Raw genomic sequence first — 22229 nt, 5'->3', positions numbered from 1 at the left:
AAGACGTCAGCTCGCCAGCGGCTCAAGATATCCGCGCGGGACGATCGCCAGAAGATCGTTCAGGGCCTCGCCCTGAACCGCAACATGCTGTTGCATCAGTTTACCGGCAATATCGGCCTCGCCATTTGAAATGGCGCTCAGGATATCGGCATGTTCGTTGTTGGATTTTTTAACGCGCCCCGGGCGATGAAGCTGCAAACGGCGATACGGCGCCAGCCGGTTGCGGACATTCTTGGTCTGGCGTTCAAGGAAACTGTTGCGGCACCCGGCATAGATCGCTTCGTGGAAACGCACATTGGCCTCGTAATAGGCATCAGCATCGGCATGTTCCTGAAGCGCGCTGCATTCATCGGCCAGTGCGATCAGGTTATCGATATCGACACGTGGCATCCGACGCGCGGCAAGGCGGGCACACATGGCTTCGAGTTCGGCCATGACTTCGAACATTTCAATCAGTTCGGCAACCGTGATCGACGCAACAATGGTTCCGCGACGGGGCATGGTGGCAACAAGCCCGGATCCGGCCAAAGTCTGGAGCGCTTCGCGAACCGGGGTGCGTGAAACACCGAACCGTTCGCTCAGGGAACGTTCGTCAAGCTTGTCACCGGGTTTAAGAACACCGGTCACAATATCGCGTTCAAGTTTCTGCACCAGATCGGTGGCAAGCTTACCGTTTTGCGCCATAAAACGCCCTTTTCTACAATCGGCCACTGGTATACCAGAACACATAAAATGGTACTAATCAAAGCCTTTTCTGTGCTGCTGCGCAGGGTTTTCATATTGCATTGCAAAAGTTGAATGGGAAATTTCCGCGATTTTCAAGCAAACACTCACAGGCGCGTTTGTGGCACTGCAAAACGCATCTCTGGTATACAAAATTGCATAGACAGGATGCCAGAAATCTGTAACGCTTTCCTCCAATGCGAAAACCGCATCAATAAAAAGACGCGCAAAAGCCGTCACAATGCATCCAAAAACGCATGCTTCATCCGGGAGGAAAAGATGAAGATTTTTAAAAAGACCCTTTCGGCGTCTGTCGCCGCCATCACCATGTCTGTTGCCGCTTTTGGCATGTCCGCATCTGCTGATGCGGAAACCCTGAAACTGTCGCACCAGTGGTCGACCAGCGACATCCGTCACAAGGTTGCACAGATTGTTGCCGACGAAGTCAAAGCGGCCAATGTCGATCTGGAAATCCAGATCTTCCCGTCCGGCTCCCTGTTCAAGGCGAAGGAACAGTGGACCCCGATGACCCGCGGGCAGCTTGACATGATTGTTTACCCGCTGGCGTATGCCGGTGGTCGTGTTCCGGCAACCAACCTTACCCTGATGCCGGCACTGGTCAAAAACCATGACCATGCAAACCGCATCAACGAATCCCCGTTCATGGCTAAAATCGAAGAGCTCCTGAACGAGGACGGTGTTGTCACCGTTGCCAAGGGCTGGCTTGCTGGCGGCTTTGCATCGACCAAGGGCTGCATTCACAAGCCTGAAGACGTAAAAGGCCTTCAGATCCGCGCTGCCGGTAAATCGTTCGAGCAGATGCTTGAAGGTGCCGGTGCCTCGATCGCTGCAATGCCGAGCTCGGAAATCTATCCGGCCATGCAGACCGGCGTTCTTGACGCAACCAACACCAGCTCGTCGAGCTTCGTTTCCTATCGTATCTACGAACAGGTCAAATGCTACACCCCGGCTGCCGGCAATGCGCTGTGGTTCATGTATCAGCCGGTTCTGATGTCGAAGAAAAGCTATGACAAGCTGAATGACGCGCAGAAAGCAGCCCTGGCTGCTGCTGCGAAGAAAGCAGAAGAATACTACACCACCGAAGGCCGCAAGCAGGATTCGGACAGCATCCAGGTCTTCAAGGATGCCGGTGTTGAAATCGCCGAACTCAGCGATGAAGATTTCGCAGCATGGCAGAAACTGGCCATGGAAACTTCCTACAAAAAGTTCGTCGAAGAGACCCCGAATGGTCAGGAACTTCTGGATATGGCACTTGCTGTAAAGTGATCCATAGCTGATGTGCTGGTGGTGCCGACATGTTCGGCACCACCCCATTTCCCAAAGAATACAAATAAACAGAACAATACGGTTCCGTCAGAGGAGTACGCGCGTGTCCAACGCCATGTCCCCGCACCCACTTCCGATTGATCTGCCCGATGATTTCGCGCAGACCCAAAGTGCGTCGCATTCCGTTAAGTCCGATATGCCGCCCCCGCCTGATGTCGAGCCGATCGACGACCACCACGCAAAGGCAGCCCGCCACCCGATGCCGCCCAAGGGGCCGCTTGATGCCTTTGTTGCGGTGATTCACACCGCATCACGGATCTGCGGCATCGCGTCGGCAACCATGTTCGGGGTTGCCATGCTGATCATTTGCCAGCTGGTGTTCATTCGTTATGCGCTTAATGACTCCACTGTCTGGCAGACCGAGGCGGTCATTTTCCTGATGATTGGCGCAACTCTGATCGGCCTGCCTTATGTGCAGTTGCTGCGCGGGCATGTGAATGTGGATTTGCTGCCGCTCTATCTTAAAAGCGGCGCGCGCATGACGCTTGCCGTCCTGACCTTGTTGTGTGGCATGGCGATCAGTGCACTGTTTGGCTTCTATGGTCTTGAGCTCGTGCTTGAAGCCTATGACGGCGGCTGGCTGTCTGAAACCATCTGGGCGGTTCCGCTGTGGAAACCCTATTCGGCATTGCCGATCGGTTTCGGTCTTCTGTTCCTGCAGTTCCTGGCCGACTTCCTGACCCTTATCACCCGCCGGTCGACGCCGTTCGACCTGCGTGACGACGCCCTTTAAGGAGGCCGCATCATGGATCCGTTGCTTCTTGCGGCCATCGTTGGCATCGCAACCACAGTTGTTCTTTTCTCCGGTATTCCGGTTGGTATCGGCCTGCTTCTGGTCAGTGTCGGTTTCATCATCATCTTTGATGGCACCGGTTCGCTGCCGCTTTTGCCCGAAATCCTGTTTGGCAAACTTGAAAGCTTTGAAGTTCTTGCCATCCCGATGTTCATCCTGATGGGGGCGGTTGTTGCGTCCTCACGCGCCGGGGGTGACCTTTATTCCGTTCTTGATCGCTGGTTGACGCGTGTGCCAGGGGGTTTGGTTATTTCCAACCTGGGGGCATGTGCGATTTTCTCTGCACTGTCGGGGTCTTCCCCGGCGACCTGTGCTGCGATCGGGAAAATGGGCATTCCGGCAATGCGCGAACGCGGCTTTCCTGACACAGTTGCCGCCGGATCGATTGCAGCGGGCGGTACGCTTGGCATTCTGATCCCGCCAAGTGTCACCATGATCGTGTATGGCATTTCGACCGAAACCTCGATTGGTCGTCTTTTCCTTGCCGGTCTTTTGCCGGGTCTTCTGGTCACCGCCCTGTTCATGGCATGGTCGCTTTATTCGACCTGGCGTCAGGGCAATGCCCAGGCGGCACTTGGCGTCGTCAAATACAGCTGGAAGGAAAAGTTTGAAATCCTTCCGCGTGTTCTGCCCTTCCTTGTGATCATCGGTGCGGTTCTGTTTGCGCTGTATGGCGGTGTTGCGACCCCGTCCGAGACGGCTGGTGTCGGGGCATTGTTCTGCCTGATCACCGCGATGATCATTTACAAGATGTGGAAACCCGGCCAGCTTTGGAATGTCTTCCGCGACACCACCAAAGAATCGGTGATGATCCTTCTGATCATCGGGGCGGCGGGTCTGTTCAGCTATATGCTGTCATCCCTGTTCATTACCCAGTCGATTGCACAGTGGATTTCAGCACTTGAGGTCAACCGCTGGGTTCTGATGGGCTTCATCAACCTGTTCCTGCTGATCAGTGGTTTCTTCCTGCCGCCGGTTGCCGTGATCCTGATGAGCGCCCCGATCCTGCTACCTGTGATCATCAATGCCGGTTTTGACCCGTACTGGTTCGCCGTCATTCTTACGATCAACATGGAAATCGGCCTGATCACCCCGCCGGTCGGACTGAACCTGTATGTCATCAACGGCATTGCACCCGACATCCGCCTGCAAAGCATCCTTAAGGGCGCCTTCCCTTACGTGATGTGCATGATCGCGGCCATTATCATTCTTTGCTTCTTCCCTGAAATCGCCACCTGGCTTCCAGAAACGATAATCGGAGGACGCTAATGTCAGGCATCTCTGTCAGAAGCTGGATTTCAAGCATCGCCGACCGTGGGCGTGAACTGCTTGATCTGCCAATTTCCCCCCCGCAGGATTCCTTCACGCAACTCGGTGCCATGTGCAAAGACCTTGTTTCGCAAAAAGGCGAAGCACGTGGCACCGCCGTTGCCCGCGAAGTGGTCCGGCTTTGGGAAAACCTGCCAGAAGAAGATCATCTGCGCTTTTTCCAGATGATGCAGAACGACTTCAGCGCAGACCGCACCAAAGTTTCAAAAGCGGCCGACGCCTTTGCCAAGGACCCGTCAGAAACCAATCTGGCGGCCCTGACCCAGGCATCGGAACCCGCACGTCAGGAACTTCTGCGCCGCATCAATATGGCACCGGGCGGCACCCGCGCCATTGTCGATATGCGTGAAACCCTGATCGGTCTTTTGAAAACCAACCGCGATCTGGAACCGCTGAATGCCGATATGCAGCACCTGCTGACCAGTTGGTTTAACCGTGGTTTCCTTGAACTGCGTCATATTGATTGGGATACATCGGCCGCCATCCTTGAAAAACTGATCCGTTACGAAGCGGTACATGAAATTCAGGGCTGGGATGATCTGCGTCGTCGTCTGGCAACCGATCGCAAATGCTTTGCTTTCTTCCATCCGGCGATCCCCGATGATCCGCTGATCTTTGTCGAGGTCGCCCTTGTCCATGGGCTGGCCGACAGTGTTCAGGCTCTTCTGGCGCCGGAAATCGATGAAAAGGCGCCCGAAACCGCCAAGACCGCGATCTTCTATTCGATCAGCAACTGTCAGGCGGGGCTCAAGGGGATTTCATTTGGCAACTTCCTGATCAAACAGGTTGTCGAAGAACTGAAACGTGAATTCCCGCAGCTCAAGCAATTTGCCACCCTGTCGCCCATTCCGGGCTTCATGGGCTGGTTGCGGACACGCCAGAAAAGCAAGGCCGACGATGCGGATCTTGCCGGTCAGGTTCTGGAAGGCCTTAGTCAGGATGGCTGGATCGACGATCCGGAAAAGGTCGAAGCCCTGCGCAAACCGACTGTTGCGCTGTGTGCGACCTATCTTGCGACCTGCAAACGCGGTAAATCGCCACTCGATCCCACCGCACGGTTCCATCTTGGCAATGGCGCACAGCTCGAACGGCTTAACTGGTTGGGCGACACATCAATCAAGGGCCTGCGCCAGGCGGGCGGCATGATGGTCAATTATGCCTACCACCTTGACGATATTGAGAAAAATCACGAAGCGCTGATGAATGACGGAAAAATCGCAACATCGAAATCCGTCGCACAGCTTGCCGGCATTTAAGTAGGTATGACCATGTCCGATAATCTTTTTCAAACCTTTCTCGACCGCTTCCCGGCAGACAAATCGCGTACGTTCCTGATCGAACGCGATGGCACCGAACGCAGTTTCGCCTGGTTGCTGGACCGCACCGGTCGTTATGCCGCGGTGCTGGCATCCCATGGCGTGGTCAAAGGTGACCGCGTTGCCGCACAGGTCGACAAATCATCAGACGTGATCGCGCTTTACCTTGCTTGTCTGCAACTTGGCGCCATTCACCTGCCGCTCAATACCGCCTATACCGGTGACGAGATCGCCTATTTCCTTGGCGATGCCGCACCGCGCGTCTTTGTCTGCCGCCCGGCACATATCGATGCGGCCCGGACCCTTGGTGCGCAAAACAATGTCGGCGCGGTTCTGTCGCTTGGTGCCAACGGTGACGGCAGCCTGAATGACGAGGCCGCAACAGCCACCCCGATCACCGATATTGTCAGTGCCGACAAGGATGATGTTGCAGCAATCCTTTATACCTCGGGCACGACCGGCCGATCCAAGGGCGCGATGCTGACGCACAACAATCTGGGATCAAATGCCAAAACCCTGCATGCGGCATGGGGCTTCAAGCCCGGTGATACGCTGCTGCATGCTTTGCCGCTGTTCCATACCCATGGCCTGTTCGTTGCCATCAACATCATGCTGATGAATGGTGGCAAGGTCATCCTGCTTCCGAAATTCGACGCCGATGATGTGATCGAACGTTTGCCGCAATCAACCGTTCTGATGGGGGTTCCGACCTTCTATACCCGTCTTCTGTCACATCCGCAGTTTGACAAGGATGTTACCGCTAACATGCGGTTGTTTGTATCGGGTTCCGCACCGCTTCTGGCCGAAACCCATGACGCGTTCTTTGAACGTACCGGGCACAAAATCCTTGAACGTTACGGGATGACCGAAACCTGCATGAACACGTCCAACCCGCTGGATGGCGAACGTCGTCCGGGTGCGGTTGGCCCGACGCTGCCGGGGATCGAAGCCCGTGTATGCGACAAGGATGGCAATGTCCTTGGGGCCGGTGAAATCGGCGTTCTTGAAGTACGCGGTCCGAATGTGTTCAAGGGCTACTGGCAGATGCCGGAAAAAACCGCATCCGAATTCCGCACCGATGGCTTCTTTATCACCGGTGACCTCGCCACCATTGGCGAAGATGGCTATGTCACCATTGTTGGTCGTGACAAGGACCTGATCATTTCGGGTGGCTTCAACGTCTATCCGAAGGAAGTCGAAGAAGTCATCGCCGAATATGACGAAGTCGAAGAAGTCGCAGTCTTCGGCCTGCCCCATCCCGACTTTGGCGAAGCCGTTGCCGGTGTCATCGTGGCTGCAAATGGCAGTCAGGCCGACACCGACGAAATCATCAAACGCACCCAGGACAAGCTTGCGAAATTCAAGGTTCCCAAGCGCATCTGGGTGATCAAGGAACTGCCGCGCAACACCATGGGCAAAATCCAGAAAGCCCAGCTGCGCAAGCAATATGCCGATACCTTTACCTCCCCAGCTGCATGATGCGATGTAGTCTGTATCTCCCGCTGTCCTGACGGGCAGCACCCAAAGGGTCTTTGACCCAACCTTCCTTCCGGTCAGAGCCGATCTGGCCGGATTTTTTTTTGCATAAATGCAATTAGCCCCACCCCGCCTGGGCCCGCTCGGGCCCTATCCATGGTTGATCGTTTCCTTTTGTTATCAGCTTGTTAGGAATTGGAACGCAAAGATGCTAAATTAGACAAGCAAACAACAACCATAACGTCGGCACGTTTTCATGTGCCAATCAGGAAGTCGCTGGGATCAATGGCAGAACTTGATGAGGCCATAGACACAATAGCAGACAGCATCGCCCAGACCGGCGCGCTGACATTTGAAGCATCGCGCCGCTATGACGAGATGTTCCAGACATTTCGTCGCGTGCTTGAAGATGCCCTTGATGCGCAGCCAACCATGACGGATGCCGCGCGCGTTGCAATGTCGATGGTTGACACCGCATCACGTGCCATCCAGTCAAACTTCCCCAATCCCCAACATCGCGATTGCTGCGATCAATGCAGCGCCTGCTGCAACCTGTTTGTCAGCGTCCCGCCCGGCGTCACCAGCCTGATTGCCGACCATATCCGCAAAACATTCACCCCCGAACAACAGGCTGATCTTTTGCAACGGCTGGCAACTGCCGCCGCAACCATTGAACAATCAACCACAACGGCCGAAGTACGGGTACGTTGCCCGCTTCTTGGGGATGACAATCGCTGCACGATTTATGAAATCCGCCCGCTTTCATGTCGGGCCTTTACATCCTCGGATGCGCGCAAATGCCACAGGATGGTGTTCGGAACAGCCGAAGAACGCACCACCACCATTGATCAGGACCCGGGCCATTACCGCTTGCATATCGAAGCAACCGACGCCCTGCAACAGGCCGCGGCCCGGCGTAACCTGAACCCGCGCCAGAAGGGCTTTGTCCATGCCCTGCTTGATCAGCTGTCCCCGGCCGCAACGTAAATTGGACCGAGATCAATCGATCAATCCGGCGGGCATGGCATTGCAATTGACGAAAAATATGCCCATTTTCCGCGTTCCGGCCCATCCGGCTACCTGAATTCATCCAACAGATACGGGGAAAATATGAACAACGCGTCTGATCAACCGGTTGCTTTTGTAACCGGTGCCGCACAGGGTTTGGGTCTTGGCATTTCAAAACACCTTCTTGATGCGGGCTGGCGGGTCACCTTGTTTGATCAGGACGCCGACGCCGGACAGGAAGCATTCGATGGCCTTTCCCCCGCCCATAAGGATCGCGCGCTATTTATTGCCGGTGACGTCGCCAACGAAGCCGACGTCAAACTTGCCATTCAGCAAACCGTTGACCGGTTTGGCCGGATTGATGGCCTGGTCAATAATGCGGGCATTGCCGATCCCCATTCGGGCAGTATCGAAGACCTTGAATGGGATCGCTGGCAGCGGGTGATCAATGTCAATCTTGGCGGTGCTTTCCTTGCGGCCAAACACGCGGTTCAACATCTGCGCCCGGTCAAAGGGGCGATTGTCAATATCGCCTCGACCCGCGCGTTTCAATCAGAAGCCAATACAGAATCCTATGCCGCGTCAAAGGGGGGCATTGTTGCACTTACCCATGCGCTTGCGGTCAGTCTTGGCGGCGATGTGCGGGTCAATGCAATTGCCCCGGGCTGGATCGAAGTCGGTGACTGGCAGAAATCGGACAAGCGCACCACACCATCCCATAGTGATATCGACAAATCGCAACATCCGGTCGGGCGTGTCGGCACACCAGAAGACATCGCACAGGCGGTAAGCTTCCTTCTGGACCGCACCAAATCCGGCTTCATGACCGGGGAAACCATCCGCATTGACGGCGGGATGACCCACAAGATGATTTATGCCGACTGACACCGACTGACACCAACTGACAATGCAAAACGCCGCCCCGAGGGCGGCGTTCTGTTTTAATGCTGCGGGCTGGTATTTCGGCCAAATTCGATCAGGCGCGCGCCTTGCTTTCGCTAAGGCCAAGGGCGCCAAGGGCTGTCTTGACGATGCTTTGCGCATCAAGACCGGCTTTCTGATACTGGATTTCCGGCTTGTCATGGTCAATCAGTGCATCGGGCAATGCCATGGTGCGGATCTTGAGCCCGTTATCAAGCAATCCCTGCCCGGCCATATGCTGAAGAACCATGGCGCCAAAGCCATTGATCGATCCTTCTTCGATGGTGATCAGCACTTCGTGATTGCGCGCAAGGTCGGCAATCAACTGATGATCAAGCGGCTTGGCAAAGCGGGCATCGGCAACCGTCGCCGGAAGGCCGCGTGCGGCAAGGTCTTCTGCGGCCAAAAGCGCCTCGGCCAAACGGGTGCCATAAGACAGAATGGCGATCTTGCTTCCTTCGCGCAGGATACGGCCCTTGCCAATTTCAAGAACCTGTCCTTCGGTCGGCATTTCAACACCAACGCCCTCGCCCCGCGGATAGCGGAAAGCACTGGGCCGGTCATCAATCGCCCAGGCCGTCGTGGTCATATGGACCAGTTCCGCCTCATCGGCAGCCGCCATCAGGACAAAGTTCGGAAGACACCCAAGATAGGCAATATCATAGGCCCCGGCATGGGTTGCCCCGTCCGCGCCCACCAGTCCGGCACGGTCCATGGCGAAACGCACCGGAAGGTTCTGGATCGCCACATCATGGACAACCTGGTCATAGCCGCGCTGAAGGAAGGTCGAATAAAGCGTGCAAAACGGTTTGTAGCCTTCGCACGCCATACCGGCGGCAAAAGTCACCGCATGCTGTTCGGCAATACCGACGTCAAACGCACGATCCGGGAAACGATCGGCAAAGATGTTTACCCCCGTGCCCGATGGCATGGCAGCCGTAATCGCCGTGACCTTTTCATCCTTTTCGGCAATCTTGACCAGCGTTTCGCCATACACCTTGGTGTAACTCGGCGCATTCGGGGTCGGCTTGGCCTGTTTGCCGGTCACAACGTCAAACTTCGCAACGCCGTGATATTTGTCGGCGGCATTTTCCGCCGGGCCATAGCCCTTGCCCTTTTGGGTCACCGCATGGATCAGGATCGGTCCATCGACATCGGCATCGCGGACGTTTTTCAGAACCGGCAACAGATGATCCATGTTGTGACCATCAATCGGCCCGACATAGAAAAAGCCCATTTCTTCAAACAGGGTGCCGCCCGTGACCATGCCACGGGTATATTCTTCAAGCTTGCGCGCCGCTTCTTCGATCTGGCGCGGCAGATGTTTGGTCAGCCCCTTGGCCGCATTGCGCAGGCCCTGATACCCTTTGCCCGAAATCAGACGCGACAGATACCCCGACATGGAGCCCACCGGCGGAGCGATCGACATGTCATTATCATTCAGGATCACAATCAAACGCTGATCGGTGGCCGCGGCATTGTTCATGGCTTCATAGGCCATGCCCGCACTCATCGAACCGTCGCCAATGACCGCAATCACGTTCTTGCGCTTGTCATTCGAAAGCTGATTGGCAACCGCCATGCCCAAGCCGGCCGAGATCGAGGTCGAGCTGTGCCCGGCTCCGAACGGGTCATATTCGGATTCAGACCGTTTGGTGAACCCCGAAAGCCCGCCGCCCTGACGGAGCGTGCGAATACGATCCCGACGCCCGGTCAGGATTTTATGGGGATAGCACTGATGCCCGACATCCCAGATCACCCGGTCATCGGGCGTATCAAACAGGTAATGGATCGCAACGGTCAGTTCGACCACACCAAGACCGGCACCAAGATGCCCGCCTGTGACAGATACCGCATCAATCACCTCGGCGCGCAATTCATCTGCGACCTGCTTCATCTGGGCAGGCTGCAATTTGCGCAGCTCGTCTGGGGTGTTAATCGTATCCAATAGCGGTGTCTTGGAGGTCGTGCTCATACCGATCTCGATTTTCAATTTTTTATATGGCGTAGATTACAACAGAGTGACGTTTCCGGGTCGATGTTGCAAGCTGCGTAAAATAGCGGGGTTCAACCGATTTAGCGACCCTGAATTTCACCGCTTTGCACCTTCTCGAAGAAACGGTGAACAACCTGTTCGACAGTGCGGTGAATGGTGTCGCGATCCTGACCGAAATCACGGCACAAATAGCTAAAGTTTTCAGCAATATAGGGCGTGCATTTCGGCAGAAATGAATAATGTCCCGCCCCTTTGACCTTGATGAATTTCGCCCGGCCGCGCAACAGATTGCGAAAGTGGGCGGCATTAACATGGTCATGCAAAATTTCGTCTGTATCGGCCTCGACAAACAACATCGGCACCTTCACATCGGCCAACCCGTCATCGGTTGCCGCCACCCCAAAGGCCGGGGTTACCGCAACAATGGCCGATATCCGGGGATCGTATTCCGAAACCACCGGCCCGCCATAGGTTTGATGCAGACGATCAATATGATCATCTGTCGGGGCATGCTGGCAAATGACCTTGTCGGTTTCGCCATTCACGGTGCAGTAACTTTGCCAGGCCCGGGCATCAAAATCCCATCCTGCCAGTTTAAGCACCGTGGCACCGCCCGCCGAATGGCCAAGCGCATAGATCCTGTCATGATCAATCTGCTCGGCGATGTCATCGTGATCAAGCAACAGATCAAGCGCCAGCCGCATTTCACGCGGACGACGTTCAATGATCGTGATCTGGCGGGCATCGGATGCATCAAGGTAGTTGTCACCCTCATGCTGCGGGGCTGCAACAATATAGCCCCGCCGTGCCAGATATTCCGCCAGCCAGAACTGATTGAAACGATGGCCTTCCGAACCGTGCGAAAACATCACGATCGGAAACGGACCATCCGTGGCAAAGGCCGCATTGCGCGCGGCATTTGATGCCACGCCCATATGACGCACCGAACTTTCCGGCGCGGATGCGGGATACCAGATCGCCAGCGGAAATGGATCCTTGTCAAACAGCCTGTCGCGAAAACCGGCTGTGTATTTGGGCTGTTCAGTCATTGTGGGGCGCTTTGACGATATCGGGCTTAACGGCCGCGTTCGACAACGAAACGCGCCACCGCGCGCAGCGGTTCGGCCTCGCCGTCAAAGCAGCTCAGATGGTTGATTGCCTGATCACACAGCATGGCGGCCTGATCACGCGCCTGATCAAGGCCCAGCAATTTGACAAAGGTCGACTTGTCCTGATCAAGGTCCTTGCCCGCTGTCTTGCCGAGCTCCTCGGAACTTGCTTCGACATCAAGCAGATCATCCTTGATCTGGAACGCCAGTCCCATGTCATGGGCATAGGATCGCAGCGCCATGCGAATGCTTTTGGGTGCCTTGCCAAGGATCGCCCCGGCTTCACAGGCAAAGGCAAACATGCGCCCGGTTTTCAGCAAATGAAGATGCGTGACCTGTGCCTGATCAAAGGACTGGCCTTCGCCCGCCAGATCAATCATCTGCCCGCCAACCATGCCATGCGGACCAGCCGCACGGGCAAGGGCGCGGACAAGATCGGTGCAAACGCGCGGATCGGGATGGGTATCCTCGTCGGCCAGAACTTCAAACGCCTGGGTCAAAAGCGCATCCCCGGCAAGGATCGCGGTTGCCTCGTCAAACTGCTTGTGGCAGCTCGGCTTTCCGCGACGCAGATCATCGTCATCCATCGCAGGCAAATCATCATGGATCAGCGAATAGCTGTGGACCATCTCGACCGCCGCCGCAACCCGAAGGGCGGACTGGCGCGATACCTTGAACAATGACGCAGAACTCAACACCAGAAACGGGCGCAGACGTTTGCCTTCGCCCAAGGTGGAATAACGCATCGCCTGAAACAGGCGTTGCTCGATCTGGCCATTGGCACGCGGCAAAATATTATCCAGCGTCTCGCCAAGATCAGCAGACGCAGCACTCAGTCCGGCAAGCAGGTCGTAACTCACCATGGCCTCCGATTACTCGATTTCAGTCGGGGTTGCCGACGGGCGGCCATCCGCATTCAGGGTGATTTTTTCGATGCGTTCTTCGGCTGCACGCAATTTGTCCGCACAATGCCGTTTCAGGGCCGCACCACGCTCATAGGATGCGATTGCGTCATCAAGCCCGACCTGTCCCTGTTCGAGCTGACGAACAAGAGTCTCAAGCTGGCCCAGCGCCTCTTCGAAGCTGAGTTTTGCGATATCCTCGGGAATGGCGGAAGATGAAGTAGCCTCGGACATGTAAGCTCCATTTCTTTGATTGGCGCGGAGTTTACGCGCAAGTCCGGATCAGGGCAACCAGACAGAATGGAATTTCGTCACGCCGAAATATTCCTGTGCAACACAGATCGCCCTATCCGGTCATCAGGGTCCGGACATGTTGCAAAACACTGTCGGCAAGGGACGGCAAATCATATCCGCCCTCCAGCAACGAGACCAGCCGCCCCTGACATTGCGCATCGGCAAGCGCCATCAATTGCCGCGTCATCCAGACAAAATCGTCGGTCTCGAAACACAGCCCGGCAAGCGGATCATTCTTGTGGGCATCGAACCCGGCCGAGATGATCAGAAGTTCCGGCTTGAAGGCGGAAATTCCGGGCAAGACGGTCTGGTTAAAAGCAGCCTGCATTTCCGCAGTACCCGCCCCGGCGGTCAATCCGACATTCAGGATATTGTTGGCACAGCCGCGTTCGGTCTCGGCCCCGGTTCCGGGATAAAGCGGCCACTGATGGGTCGAACAGTAAAACAGGTCCGGATCATTATAAAAAAGATCCTGGGTGCCGTTGCCGTGATGCACATCGAAATCCATCACCGCAATGCGTTTAAGCCCATAGCGTTTCCGTGCGTGATGGGCGGCAACCGCCGCATTGTTGAACAAACAGAACCCCATTGCCCGGTCATATTCCGCATGATGCCCGGGGGGCCTGGTTGCGACAAAGGCGTTACTTTCATGCCCGTCAACAACCGCATCAACCGCAACGCATGCGCCGCCTGCTGCGCGCAAGGCCGCCTTGCCAGACTTCGCCGAAACATAGGTATCCCCGTCAAGCGACCTGATCCCGGTTTCGGGAATCGTTGCCATCACCTTGTCCACATAGGCCGGATCGTGCACCGCCTTGATCAGATCGATATCGGCAAGCGGGGCTTCCTCGCGGTGCAGGAACATGAATTCCTCGGCCTCGAATACGCGCTGGATCACGCGCAGCCGATCCGCGGACTCCGGATGTCCGGGGCCGGTATCATGTTCAATGCAATCGTGATGGGTAACGAACAAAGTCGCCATCTGTCTGGGTCGCCTTCCTGATTGGATCAGTTGTCTGATCGGTCTTGCGGGTTCATGGCCGACATGTCCCGCTTTTATGCGTGATTTTGATATTATAATCGCGATACGTGACGTCCCGCTTTGTTCTAAATCAGCATATCGGGCATGGGCGCTGCAAGTCCTTTGGTCCCGGATTCCGGACTCTTTGGTTATATAACAGTGCCAAACCTGTAAAAGCGTTCACAGTTTTGCCCTTTTTTTAGTGTTATATTCTTGAAATCGGATCCATTGTTGTGCACAGAATAACAATCGAGGTTCGATGACAAATTGCCCGTAAATCGGCGCAATTTTGCCTTTAAACCCTGCGACAAGTCAGGGTAATTTGAACATGAGCTTATCGGATAAATTTCTGATATTTGGGCGAAAATCCGGAGTGACACGAAGTTTTCCAACCGGTTCACATCCCGCAGAGGCACTGTTGAGAACAAACACCATCTTGACAGAAACTGCATATACTTGAGAATAAGAACGAACCAAACATTAGTGTTTGGCTGGTTCAAGAGCAACAGCCTCAAAGGTTGTAAAAGGAATGGAAAATCCGGTCACATGATCCCGTCAAAATTGTCGGAATCAAATGACAAAAAAATACGGATTTTCATTGGGACAATGGCCGCTTACGGTCAGGCTTATAAGGAAGCCAAATGGAACTAAACCATCTAGAACAAAAGGCCCAGCAGGCGAGCACCCTGTTGAAGGCCATGAGCAATCAGAGCAGACTGCTAATCCTTTGCCAACTTAACGAAGGCGAAAAGTCCGTTGGCGAACTCGAACGTATCGTCGGGCTCAGCCAGTCCGCCCTGTCGCAGCATCTTGCACGCCTGCGTCGTGACAAACTTGTAAAAACGCGTCGCGAAGCACAGACCATCTTCTATTCGTTGCATGGTGATGAAGCACTGCGTGTTATCAAAACACTTTATGGGCTTTACTGCGATACCAGTAGCAATGCCGCTGCTGCGTGAAGATGACCAGGGTACTCCCCCACAAAAAAAGCCTGCCAATGTGGCAGGCTTTTTTTGTGGGTTGATGCACGCATCACCCGATCGTTCACAGGCGTCATCCGCAATCGGGTTGCGGCAACTTCGATATCTTGTCCAAAGTGCCGAACACTTCGAACTCGCCATAATCAAACCGCATGGCATGGGCCACACCGTTTTCCCCGAAATCAACCGCCATTTCGGTCGAAGGTCCGTTTTCCGCCTCGCCCAGTGGATAGAATGCCAGGCTCATGCGGTGAAACGGCGTATCGGCGATCCCGTCGGGGTCATCGGCCTTGTGTTCCGGTTTCTTTTCACCGGAAATCACCACCGCAATCCGATTGGTCGGGGTTTCACCGCTGCCATCAAAGACCAGATCATTGCCAAATTTCTCGCCGGCAGCCGCCCGTTTTAACAGTTCCACCGAATGCTGGGTCGGGAACATGGTATCAGCTGGAAGTTCTTCGGTAACTTCGACCGGGATTTCATAGGTGACCGTCACCCCGTCGCTTTCACGCACGGCCTTGCCAACGATTTCGTCGACCTTGGTGCCATCCAGATAATCCCGCATTCTGAACCGATATTGTGTCCCGGCGAAGTTTTCCCACTGGGTCATCGAATAGGCGGAATTGATTGACGCCCCCTCGGCCCCTTGCAGGATCATGATCTGCTGCATCTCTGTGACCCAGCCATCGCACATTTTTTCAAAGCGATAGCCCAGAACACCGGACGCATCGACCACCGAACTGCCCTGCTCGGACCGGGTCATCTTGAAATGATATTCTGCAACATGGGGCACCATCGTGCTTTCCATGGCGGAAATATTCCCCGCCTGTGCGGCACATCCGGCAAGGCCCGAACACAAGATCAGCGTTCCTGCAAAGGAACGCCGATTGACTTCAAACTTCGAAAACAAAACCGACAAAATCACTCTCCGGTGGCGCCAATCCCGACAATCCAGGGATCTTTAACACCCTTTTTGGCAGCAAGAAGGCGTAAATCATTTGCATGTTCTGCCGAAAGCGGCCCGACAGCGACCCGCATATAGGTGCGGCCACTGACAAGTGCATTCAAAAGTCGCGGCTGATATTCGTGATAAATCTCAAGCGCCTTCTGGGCACGCAGCTTGTCGGTAAAACTTGCCAAAATGACATAATCACCGGGCAGCGGCGCTGCAAGTACATCACCGGCCAATCCCTGGCCGTCTTTGGTCACATCAATCGGTGCGGAAACCGTTGTGCCATCATCGGTCATAACGGTGGTATCGACCAGGGCGGCCGTCACGGTTCCGCTCAGGGCCGGCTCCGCCGGTTTTGCATCGGGGACATATCCGGCAATTGCCGCATCGGCCTCGGCCTGGGGATCAAGAACATTCCCCTCGCGGCCATATGAATTCACATCACCAAGATCGAGTTGCTCGCTCGCAGATGCGACTTCAACCGGCTGTGCATCGCCAAGCCCGTCATTGGTTGCCACTTGATCGGCCGGCACTTCATCGACTGGTGCGACAGGTGCATCAAGTGCGGCTTCGCTCACGCTTGCGCGCGGCGGAAGATCGGTTTTGATGATCGGGGTTGCCGTCATCTCGATCGGGCGCGACCAGTTTTCAGCCGGTGCATTGACCGCATAGATTTCCGGACGGGCGGCGCGAATTTCACGTTTGATTTCGGGCTCGCCCATCACCGCAAGGGCGGCAGCCTCTTCTTCAAGGATGGTGTCCTCATCCTTGCAAACATCCTGATCAAACAGCGGACGGTGCAAGGCGCAATCCTGCGCGGCGACGATTGAAACGGCGTGATCGGTGGTACTTTTGCCGGTTGTGACATAACTGATCAGGTCACCTGCCAGTTTGGCGACGGTAAGTTCGATCGGCCCGCCACATGCGCCCAGCGCCAAAGGTGCCGCCACAACTAGTATCTTTTTCACAGCCCGTCCCCCGCAGGATCAAATTTGTTCTCTTGCGGGCACTTTGACGCATTGGCGGTTAATATTAGGTAACCAAAACCTGCCCGCATCATCCGGTGGGGCACAAGTTCAACGAAAAACGGCCCGGAAAACCGGGCCGCTCTTTTCGTTTGAAATCCGGGTCGGATGACCGGTCTTTCAATCAGTCTTTTTTCGCCTTCGGCGGCATCTGGACACGCAGATGCAATTCCTTGAGCTGCTTGTCTTCGACATTCGACGGCGCATTCATCATAAGGTCCTGCGCCTGCTGGTTCAGCGGGAAGGCAATGACTTCACGAATGTTCGGCTCGTCTGCCAGCAGCATGACGATACGGTCAACACCCGGTGCGGAACCACCGTGCGGCGGGGCGCCGAATTTGAATGCGTTAAGCATGCCACCGAACTGTTCTTCGACAACATCCTTGCCGTAACCGGCGATTTCGAACGCACGATACATGATGTCCGGGCGATGGTTACGAATGGCACCCGACGACAGCTCGATGCCGTTACAGACGATGTCATACTGCCACGCCTTGATATCGAGCGGGTTCATGGTCTCAAGTGCTTCAAGACCACCCTGCGGCATCGAGAACGGGTTGTGGCTGAATTCGATCTTGCCGTCGTCGTCTTCCTCATACATCGGGAAATCAACGATCCAGCAGAATTTGAACATGCCTTCTTCACGCAGTTCAAGTTCGTCACAGACCTTGTCACGGACCTTGCCGGCGAATTTGGCGGCTGCCAGTGCCTTGTCACAGACAAAGAAGACCGCGTCGCCATTGGCAACACCGGTGATTTCCTTGATCTGGGCGATCCGGTCAGCATCAAGGTTCTTGGCAATCGGGCCTTTTGCTTCGCCGTCTTCGCCATAAACGATGTAGCCAAGACCTGCCGCACCTTCATCACGTGCCCAGGAATTGAGCTTGTCAAAGAAGCTGCGTGGTCGTGCTGCGGCACCGGTTGCCGGAATGGCACGAACGACCGAACCTTTTTCGATGTTCGACGCAAAGATGCCAAAGCTCGAACCACGGAACGGCTCGGTCACATCGGAAATGATCAGCGGGTTGCGCAGGTCCGGCTTGTCCGAACCGTATTTTGCCATCGATTCATCAAACGGAATACGCGGGAACGGGAACGGGGTCACATCGCGGCCACCGCCGAACTCGACAAAGATTTCGTACAGAACCGGCTCAATCGCGGCAAACACGTCTTCCTGAGTGGCAAAGGCCATCTCGAAGTCGAGCTGATAAAACTCGCCCGGCGAACGGTCGGCACGGGCGTCTTCATCACGGAAGCACGGTGCGATCTGGAAGTAACGGTCAAAGCCCGAAACCATCAGAAGCTGTTTGAACTGCTGCGGGGCCTGCGGCAGGGCATAGAACTTGCCCGGATGCATGCGCGACGGCACCAGGAAGTCACGCGCGCCTTCCGGCGAACTTGCCGTCAGGATCGGGGTCTGGATTTCCAGGAAGCCCTGTGCGGTCATTTTCTGGCGCATCGCCGAAATGACTTTGGAACGCAGAACGATGTTGGAATGCACGCTTTCACGACGCAGGTCGAGATAACGGTGACGCAGGCGGATTTCCTCGCCATATTCGACATCGCCAAAGACCGGCATCGGCAACACTTCGGCCGAAGACTGAACTTCGACATTCGATGCGTAAACTTCGATTTCGCCGGTCGGCAGATTCGGGTTGATGGTTTCTGCGGTACGTTTGACAACCTTGCCATCCACCGTGATCACGCTTTCGGCGCGCGCTTTATCAAGCGTTTCAAACAGCGGGCTGGAAATGTCGATCACGACCTGGGTGATGCCGTAATGGTCGCGCAGGTCAACAAACAGAAGGTTGCCGTGGTCACGCTTACGGTGAATCCAGCCAGACAGACGAACTTCCGCATCTGCGTCAGTCGCGCGCAGCGCATTACAATTGTGTGAGCGATAAGGATGCATTGTCATTCCAGGTTGCTTTATATTTTGGGCCGCAAATTTGGCCGCAAAGGTGCATGCCAGACCCGCGCTGTCAAACAAAAAACGCACCACAACATGCCCGTCCCGAACAATTCGGGACGTTTTGCTGTGATGTGTCGGTTGCCGTTCAGACGCGGCGTCAAAATTTCAGCGGTATAAAACGCTCTCGGGGGCTGCGCGTCAAGTACTGTCACCAGAGACGGTCAAATCATTCCGATCCGATTTTGACAGCCTGCAATTCCTTGACCTTGGTAAAGACGATCAGCCTGCCGGTGCCAAATGCAATATCGGTCCAGTTTTCAACATCAAATTCAAAATGCGCCAACGCACATGTCGGGAATTTTCGCGCCATAGCGTCGCGCGCGACCTCGTCCCCGCCGCCAAACAGTGCCTGGGCGAATTGTTCCATCCCCGGATTATGGCCGATGAACATCACGGAATTTGCGTCCTCGTGGGTGTGATGCAAACTTTCAAGCAGCACCCTTTCCCCCGCCATATAAAGATCTTCGCTATAGATAACGTCCGCATTGCTGGCAAAATCACGCCCAAGAAGGCCAAGCGTCTGAACCGCACGGGCGGCTGTCGAACACCACACCAGATCAGGGATAAGAGCCTGCTCGCGCAAGTAACGCCCCATAAAGGGGGCTGCCTTCTCGCCACGGCGGTTCAATTCCCGATCATGGTCGGCCCGACCGGGATCGGCCCAGCTTGATTTGGCATGTCTGAGCAACAGCAACGTTTTCATGTCTTTGGTCTTTACGGCCATGAAGGATGATCAAACGGTGTTCTTCCATGCCATATCAACGCCCGCGATGCCATCAGAAAAACTGACACATAAATTTAAGAAAATTGCACGGGCGCAAACAGTTATCCTATACTCCATTTGCAACCGGGACCTGTCGCATAAATTCAAAGACATTCCCTCAATCCGCAGGAGGCATAGCGTGACTCACGCCGCTGCAGTTCAATCAAGCGCGATCACCATTGATTCGGAAAGCCGCTTTATCAATCGCGAACTTTCGTGGCTGGCTTTCAACAATCGTGTTCTTGAAGAAGCCCAGAACAGCGGGCACCCGCTGCTTGAACGTTTGCGCTTTCTGTCGATCTCGGCCAGCAACCTTGATGAATTCTACATGGTCCGCGTCGCGGGCCTTGTCGGGCAACTTCGTGCCGGCATGACCAAAGTCAGCCAGGATGGCATGAGCCCGTCCGAACAGCTGCGCGCCATTACCTTTGATGCCAACCAGTTGATGCAGGATCAGCAGCGCATCTGGCGTCAGCTCAGCCGTGAAATGGAACAACAGGGCATCTCGGTCATTGATCAGTCCGATCTGACCCAGACCGATCGCAAATGGCTGGATGGCTATTTCATGCGGGAAATCTTCCCGACCCTGACCCCGCTTGCGATTGACCCGTCACACCCGTTCCCGTTCATTCCCAACCTTGGCTTTGCCATTGTGATGCAGCTGTTTGACCCGGCGGATGGTCACAATATGCGTGGTCTGATCCCGGTCCCGCAAAAGATCGGCCGGTTCCTGCGCCTGCCCGGCCGGACCGAACGCTATCTTCCGGTCGAACAGGCGATCTTGCTGTATCTCGGCAAGCTGTTCCCGGGCTTCGATATGATCGAACATGGTTTCTTCCGCGTCATCCGTGACTCGGATGTCGAGATCGAAGAAGAAGCAGAAGACCTGGTGCGCGTTTTCAAAACCGCCCTTAAACGCCGCCGTCGCGGCAGCATCATCCGCCTTAAGGTCAATGCCGGCATGCCCGAAGACCTTCTGGACTTTGTGATCGACGAACTTGATGTCGCGCTCGAAGAAGTCGTCAAGGTTGATGGTCTTTTGGGTGTTGTCGATGTCAAACAGTTGATCGATTCCGATCTGCATCATGATTTGCTGTTTGCGCCCTATGCCGCGCGCTATCCGGAACGGGTGCGCGATTTTGGTGGCGATTGCTTTGCCGCGATCAGCAAAAAGGACCTTGTGGTTCACCACCCGTTCGAAGATTTCGACGTGGTGGTGCAGTTCCTGCTTCAGGCAGCGCGCGATCCCGATGTCGTCACCATCAAACAGACGCTTTACCGTACGTCGGAAAACAGCCCGATCGTCAAGGCCCTGATCGCCGCGGCCGAGGCCGGAAAATCCGTTACCGCCATGGTCGAGCTCAAAGCCCGCTTTGACGAGGAAGCCAACCTGCGCTGGGCGGCCGACCTTGAACGTGCGGGTTGTCAGGTGGTCTATGGCTTCCTTGACTGGAAAACCCACGCCAAGGTGTCACTGGTTGTCCGCCGTGAAACCCACGGCCTTAAAACCTATGTCCATTTCGGGACCGGCAACTATCATCCGATCACGGCCAAATTCTATACCGATATTTCCTTCTTCTCGTGCGATCCGGCCCTGGGGCGTGATGCGGCAAGCATCTTTAATTTCATGACCGGCTATGCCACGCCGCGTTCTTTGGAAAAGATCGCGATTGCTCCGCATACCTTGCGCCCGACCCTTCTGACCCACATCGATCAGGAAATCGAAAACTGCAAGGCCGGCAAGCCGTCCGGCATCTGGGCCAAGATGAACAGTCTTGTCGATCCGGTGGTAATCGATGCACTTTATCGTGCAAGCCAGGCCGGTGTTCATGTCGAACTGGTGGTGCGCGGGATTTGCTGTTTGCGCCCGGGTGTGCCGGGGCTTTCGGAAAACATTCGCGTCAAATCGATTGTCGGCCGGTTCCTTGAACATTCGCGCATTGTGGTCTTTGCCAACGGGGCCAAGCTTCCGTCGCGCAAGGCCAAGGCATTCATCTCCTCTGCCGACTGGATGCCACGCAATTTGAACCGCCGTGTTGAAACCCTTGTTCCGGTTGAAAACCCGACCTGTCAGCGCCAGATTGTTGAACAGATCATGATTGCCAATCTCAAGGACACTGCACAGGCCTGGTATCTTCAGCCAGATGGCTCTTACGAACGTTGTGAAGCTGATCAAAAGGCATTTTCATCCCATCAGTATTTCATGACCAACCCGTCCCTGTCAGGTCGCGGCAGCGCCCTGAATGAAGAGGACCCGAATGTCCCCGTTCTGCAACTTGATGACTGATGCCGTCAAAATGCA

The 22229-nt window shown here is 55.3% G+C and carries 20 protein-coding genes; 9 read left to right on the top strand and 11 right to left on the bottom strand.

Going from position 1 to position 22229, the window contains the following annotated elements:
- Positions 1–6: 6 nt before the first annotated feature.
- A complete protein-coding gene (locus CU041_RS18525) occupies positions 7–684 on the bottom strand; it encodes a GntR family transcriptional regulator (RefSeq protein WP_068518189.1) in 678 nt (225 codons plus the stop codon).
- 54 nt (positions 685–738) lie between these two features.
- Complete coding sequence (locus tag CU041_RS20750) at positions 739–963, bottom strand: hypothetical protein (protein ID WP_170310303.1); 225 nt, start codon at positions 961–963, stop codon at positions 739–741.
- 39 nt (positions 964–1002) lie between these two features.
- On the opposite strand from CU041_RS20750, the gene dctP reads away from it, so the two are divergent.
- From dctP to CU041_RS18490, 7 genes are all read left to right on the top strand, one after another.
- Complete coding sequence (gene dctP, locus CU041_RS18520) at positions 1003–2010, top strand: TRAP transporter substrate-binding protein DctP (RefSeq protein ID WP_068518292.1); 1008 nt, start codon at positions 1003–1005, stop codon at positions 2008–2010.
- A 103-nt stretch (positions 2011–2113) separates the two neighbouring features.
- Positions 2114–2803, top strand: a complete 690-nt coding sequence (locus tag CU041_RS18515; RefSeq protein WP_101248011.1) for a TRAP transporter small permease — start codon at positions 2114–2116, stop codon at positions 2801–2803.
- A 12-nt stretch (positions 2804–2815) separates the two neighbouring features.
- Positions 2816–4132: a TRAP transporter large permease gene (locus CU041_RS18510; protein WP_101248010.1), complete on the top strand. Its 1317-nt coding sequence runs from the start codon at positions 2816–2818 to the stop codon at positions 4130–4132.
- Positions 4132–5448 (top strand): malonyl-CoA decarboxylase, encoded by a 1317-nt coding sequence (locus tag CU041_RS18505; RefSeq protein WP_101248009.1) that lies wholly within the window; start codon positions 4132–4134, stop codon positions 5446–5448. Before CU041_RS18510 ends, CU041_RS18505 begins: the two co-directional genes overlap by 1 nt.
- 12 nt (positions 5449–5460) lie before the next feature.
- On the top strand, positions 5461–6987 hold the full coding sequence (locus CU041_RS18500) for a malonate--CoA ligase (protein ID WP_170310302.1): 1527 nt from the start codon (positions 5461–5463) through the stop codon (positions 6985–6987).
- Between the two features lie 282 nt (positions 6988–7269).
- Positions 7270–7971: a YkgJ family cysteine cluster protein gene (locus CU041_RS18495; protein WP_101248007.1), complete on the top strand. Its 702-nt coding sequence runs from the start codon at positions 7270–7272 to the stop codon at positions 7969–7971.
- A gap of 123 nt (positions 7972–8094) precedes the next feature.
- The gene (locus CU041_RS18490) at positions 8095–8877 is read left to right on the top strand and encodes an SDR family oxidoreductase (RefSeq protein WP_101248006.1); all 783 of its coding nucleotides are present in this window, start codon (positions 8095–8097) and stop codon (positions 8875–8877) included.
- A 91-nt stretch (positions 8878–8968) separates the two neighbouring features.
- On the opposite strand, the gene dxs is transcribed toward CU041_RS18490, so the two are convergent.
- The 5 genes from dxs to CU041_RS18465 all read right to left on the bottom strand — a co-directional run bounded on the left by dxs (position 8969) and on the right by CU041_RS18465 (position 14196).
- Positions 8969–10888: a 1-deoxy-D-xylulose-5-phosphate synthase gene (dxs, locus tag CU041_RS18485; RefSeq protein ID WP_101248005.1), complete on the bottom strand. Its 1920-nt coding sequence runs from the start codon at positions 10886–10888 to the stop codon at positions 8969–8971.
- A 101-nt stretch (positions 10889–10989) separates the two neighbouring features.
- Positions 10990–11958, bottom strand: a complete 969-nt coding sequence (locus tag CU041_RS18480) for an alpha/beta hydrolase family protein (RefSeq protein ID WP_101248004.1) — start codon at positions 11956–11958, stop codon at positions 10990–10992.
- Between the two features lie 26 nt (positions 11959–11984).
- Complete coding sequence (locus CU041_RS18475; RefSeq protein ID WP_068518195.1) at positions 11985–12881, bottom strand: polyprenyl synthetase family protein; 897 nt, start codon at positions 12879–12881, stop codon at positions 11985–11987.
- Between the two features lie 9 nt (positions 12882–12890).
- Positions 12891–13154, bottom strand: a complete 264-nt coding sequence (locus CU041_RS18470; RefSeq protein ID WP_068518196.1) for an exodeoxyribonuclease VII small subunit — start codon at positions 13152–13154, stop codon at positions 12891–12893.
- 112 nt (positions 13155–13266) lie between these two features.
- The gene (locus tag CU041_RS18465; protein WP_068518197.1) at positions 13267–14196 is read right to left on the bottom strand and encodes a histone deacetylase family protein; all 930 of its coding nucleotides are present in this window, start codon (positions 14194–14196) and stop codon (positions 13267–13269) included.
- Between the two features lie 680 nt (positions 14197–14876).
- Here CU041_RS18465 and CU041_RS18460 point away from each other — a divergent pair.
- Entirely contained in the window at positions 14877–15194 is a 318-nt protein-coding gene (locus CU041_RS18460; protein ID WP_068518198.1) for an ArsR/SmtB family transcription factor, read from the top strand.
- A gap of 94 nt (positions 15195–15288) precedes the next feature.
- On the opposite strand, the gene CU041_RS18455 is transcribed toward CU041_RS18460, so the two are convergent.
- From CU041_RS18455 to CU041_RS18440, 4 genes are all read right to left on the bottom strand, one after another.
- Entirely contained in the window at positions 15289–16140 is an 852-nt protein-coding gene (locus CU041_RS18455) for an EipB family protein (RefSeq protein WP_233433174.1), read from the bottom strand.
- Positions 16137–17135 carry an SPOR domain-containing protein gene (locus CU041_RS18450; RefSeq protein WP_101248003.1) on the bottom strand — a complete coding sequence of 333 codons (999 nt, stop codon included), beginning with the start codon at positions 17133–17135 and terminating at the stop codon, positions 16137–16139. Before CU041_RS18450 ends, CU041_RS18455 begins: the two co-directional genes overlap by 4 nt.
- 181 nt (positions 17136–17316) lie before the next feature.
- Positions 17317–19104: an aspartate--tRNA ligase gene (gene aspS, locus CU041_RS18445; protein ID WP_101248067.1), complete on the bottom strand. Its 1788-nt coding sequence runs from the start codon at positions 19102–19104 to the stop codon at positions 17317–17319.
- A gap of 226 nt (positions 19105–19330) precedes the next feature.
- Positions 19331–19888, bottom strand: coding sequence for a SixA phosphatase family protein (locus CU041_RS18440; RefSeq protein ID WP_233433173.1), 558 nt, complete (start codon positions 19886–19888; stop codon positions 19331–19333).
- A 178-nt stretch (positions 19889–20066) separates the two neighbouring features.
- On the opposite strand from CU041_RS18440, the gene CU041_RS18435 reads away from it, so the two are divergent.
- On the top strand, positions 20067–22214 hold the full coding sequence (locus CU041_RS18435) for an RNA degradosome polyphosphate kinase (RefSeq protein WP_068518200.1): 2148 nt from the start codon (positions 20067–20069) through the stop codon (positions 22212–22214).
- Positions 22215–22229 lie beyond the last annotated feature (15 nt).

The organism is Thalassospira povalilytica (assembly GCF_002844235.1).
Lineage (GTDB): Bacteria > Pseudomonadota > Alphaproteobacteria > Rhodospirillales > Thalassospiraceae > Thalassospira > Thalassospira povalilytica.
The sequence above is the reverse complement of the archived record's forward strand: the minus strand, read 5'-3'. Positions and strand labels throughout refer to the sequence as shown.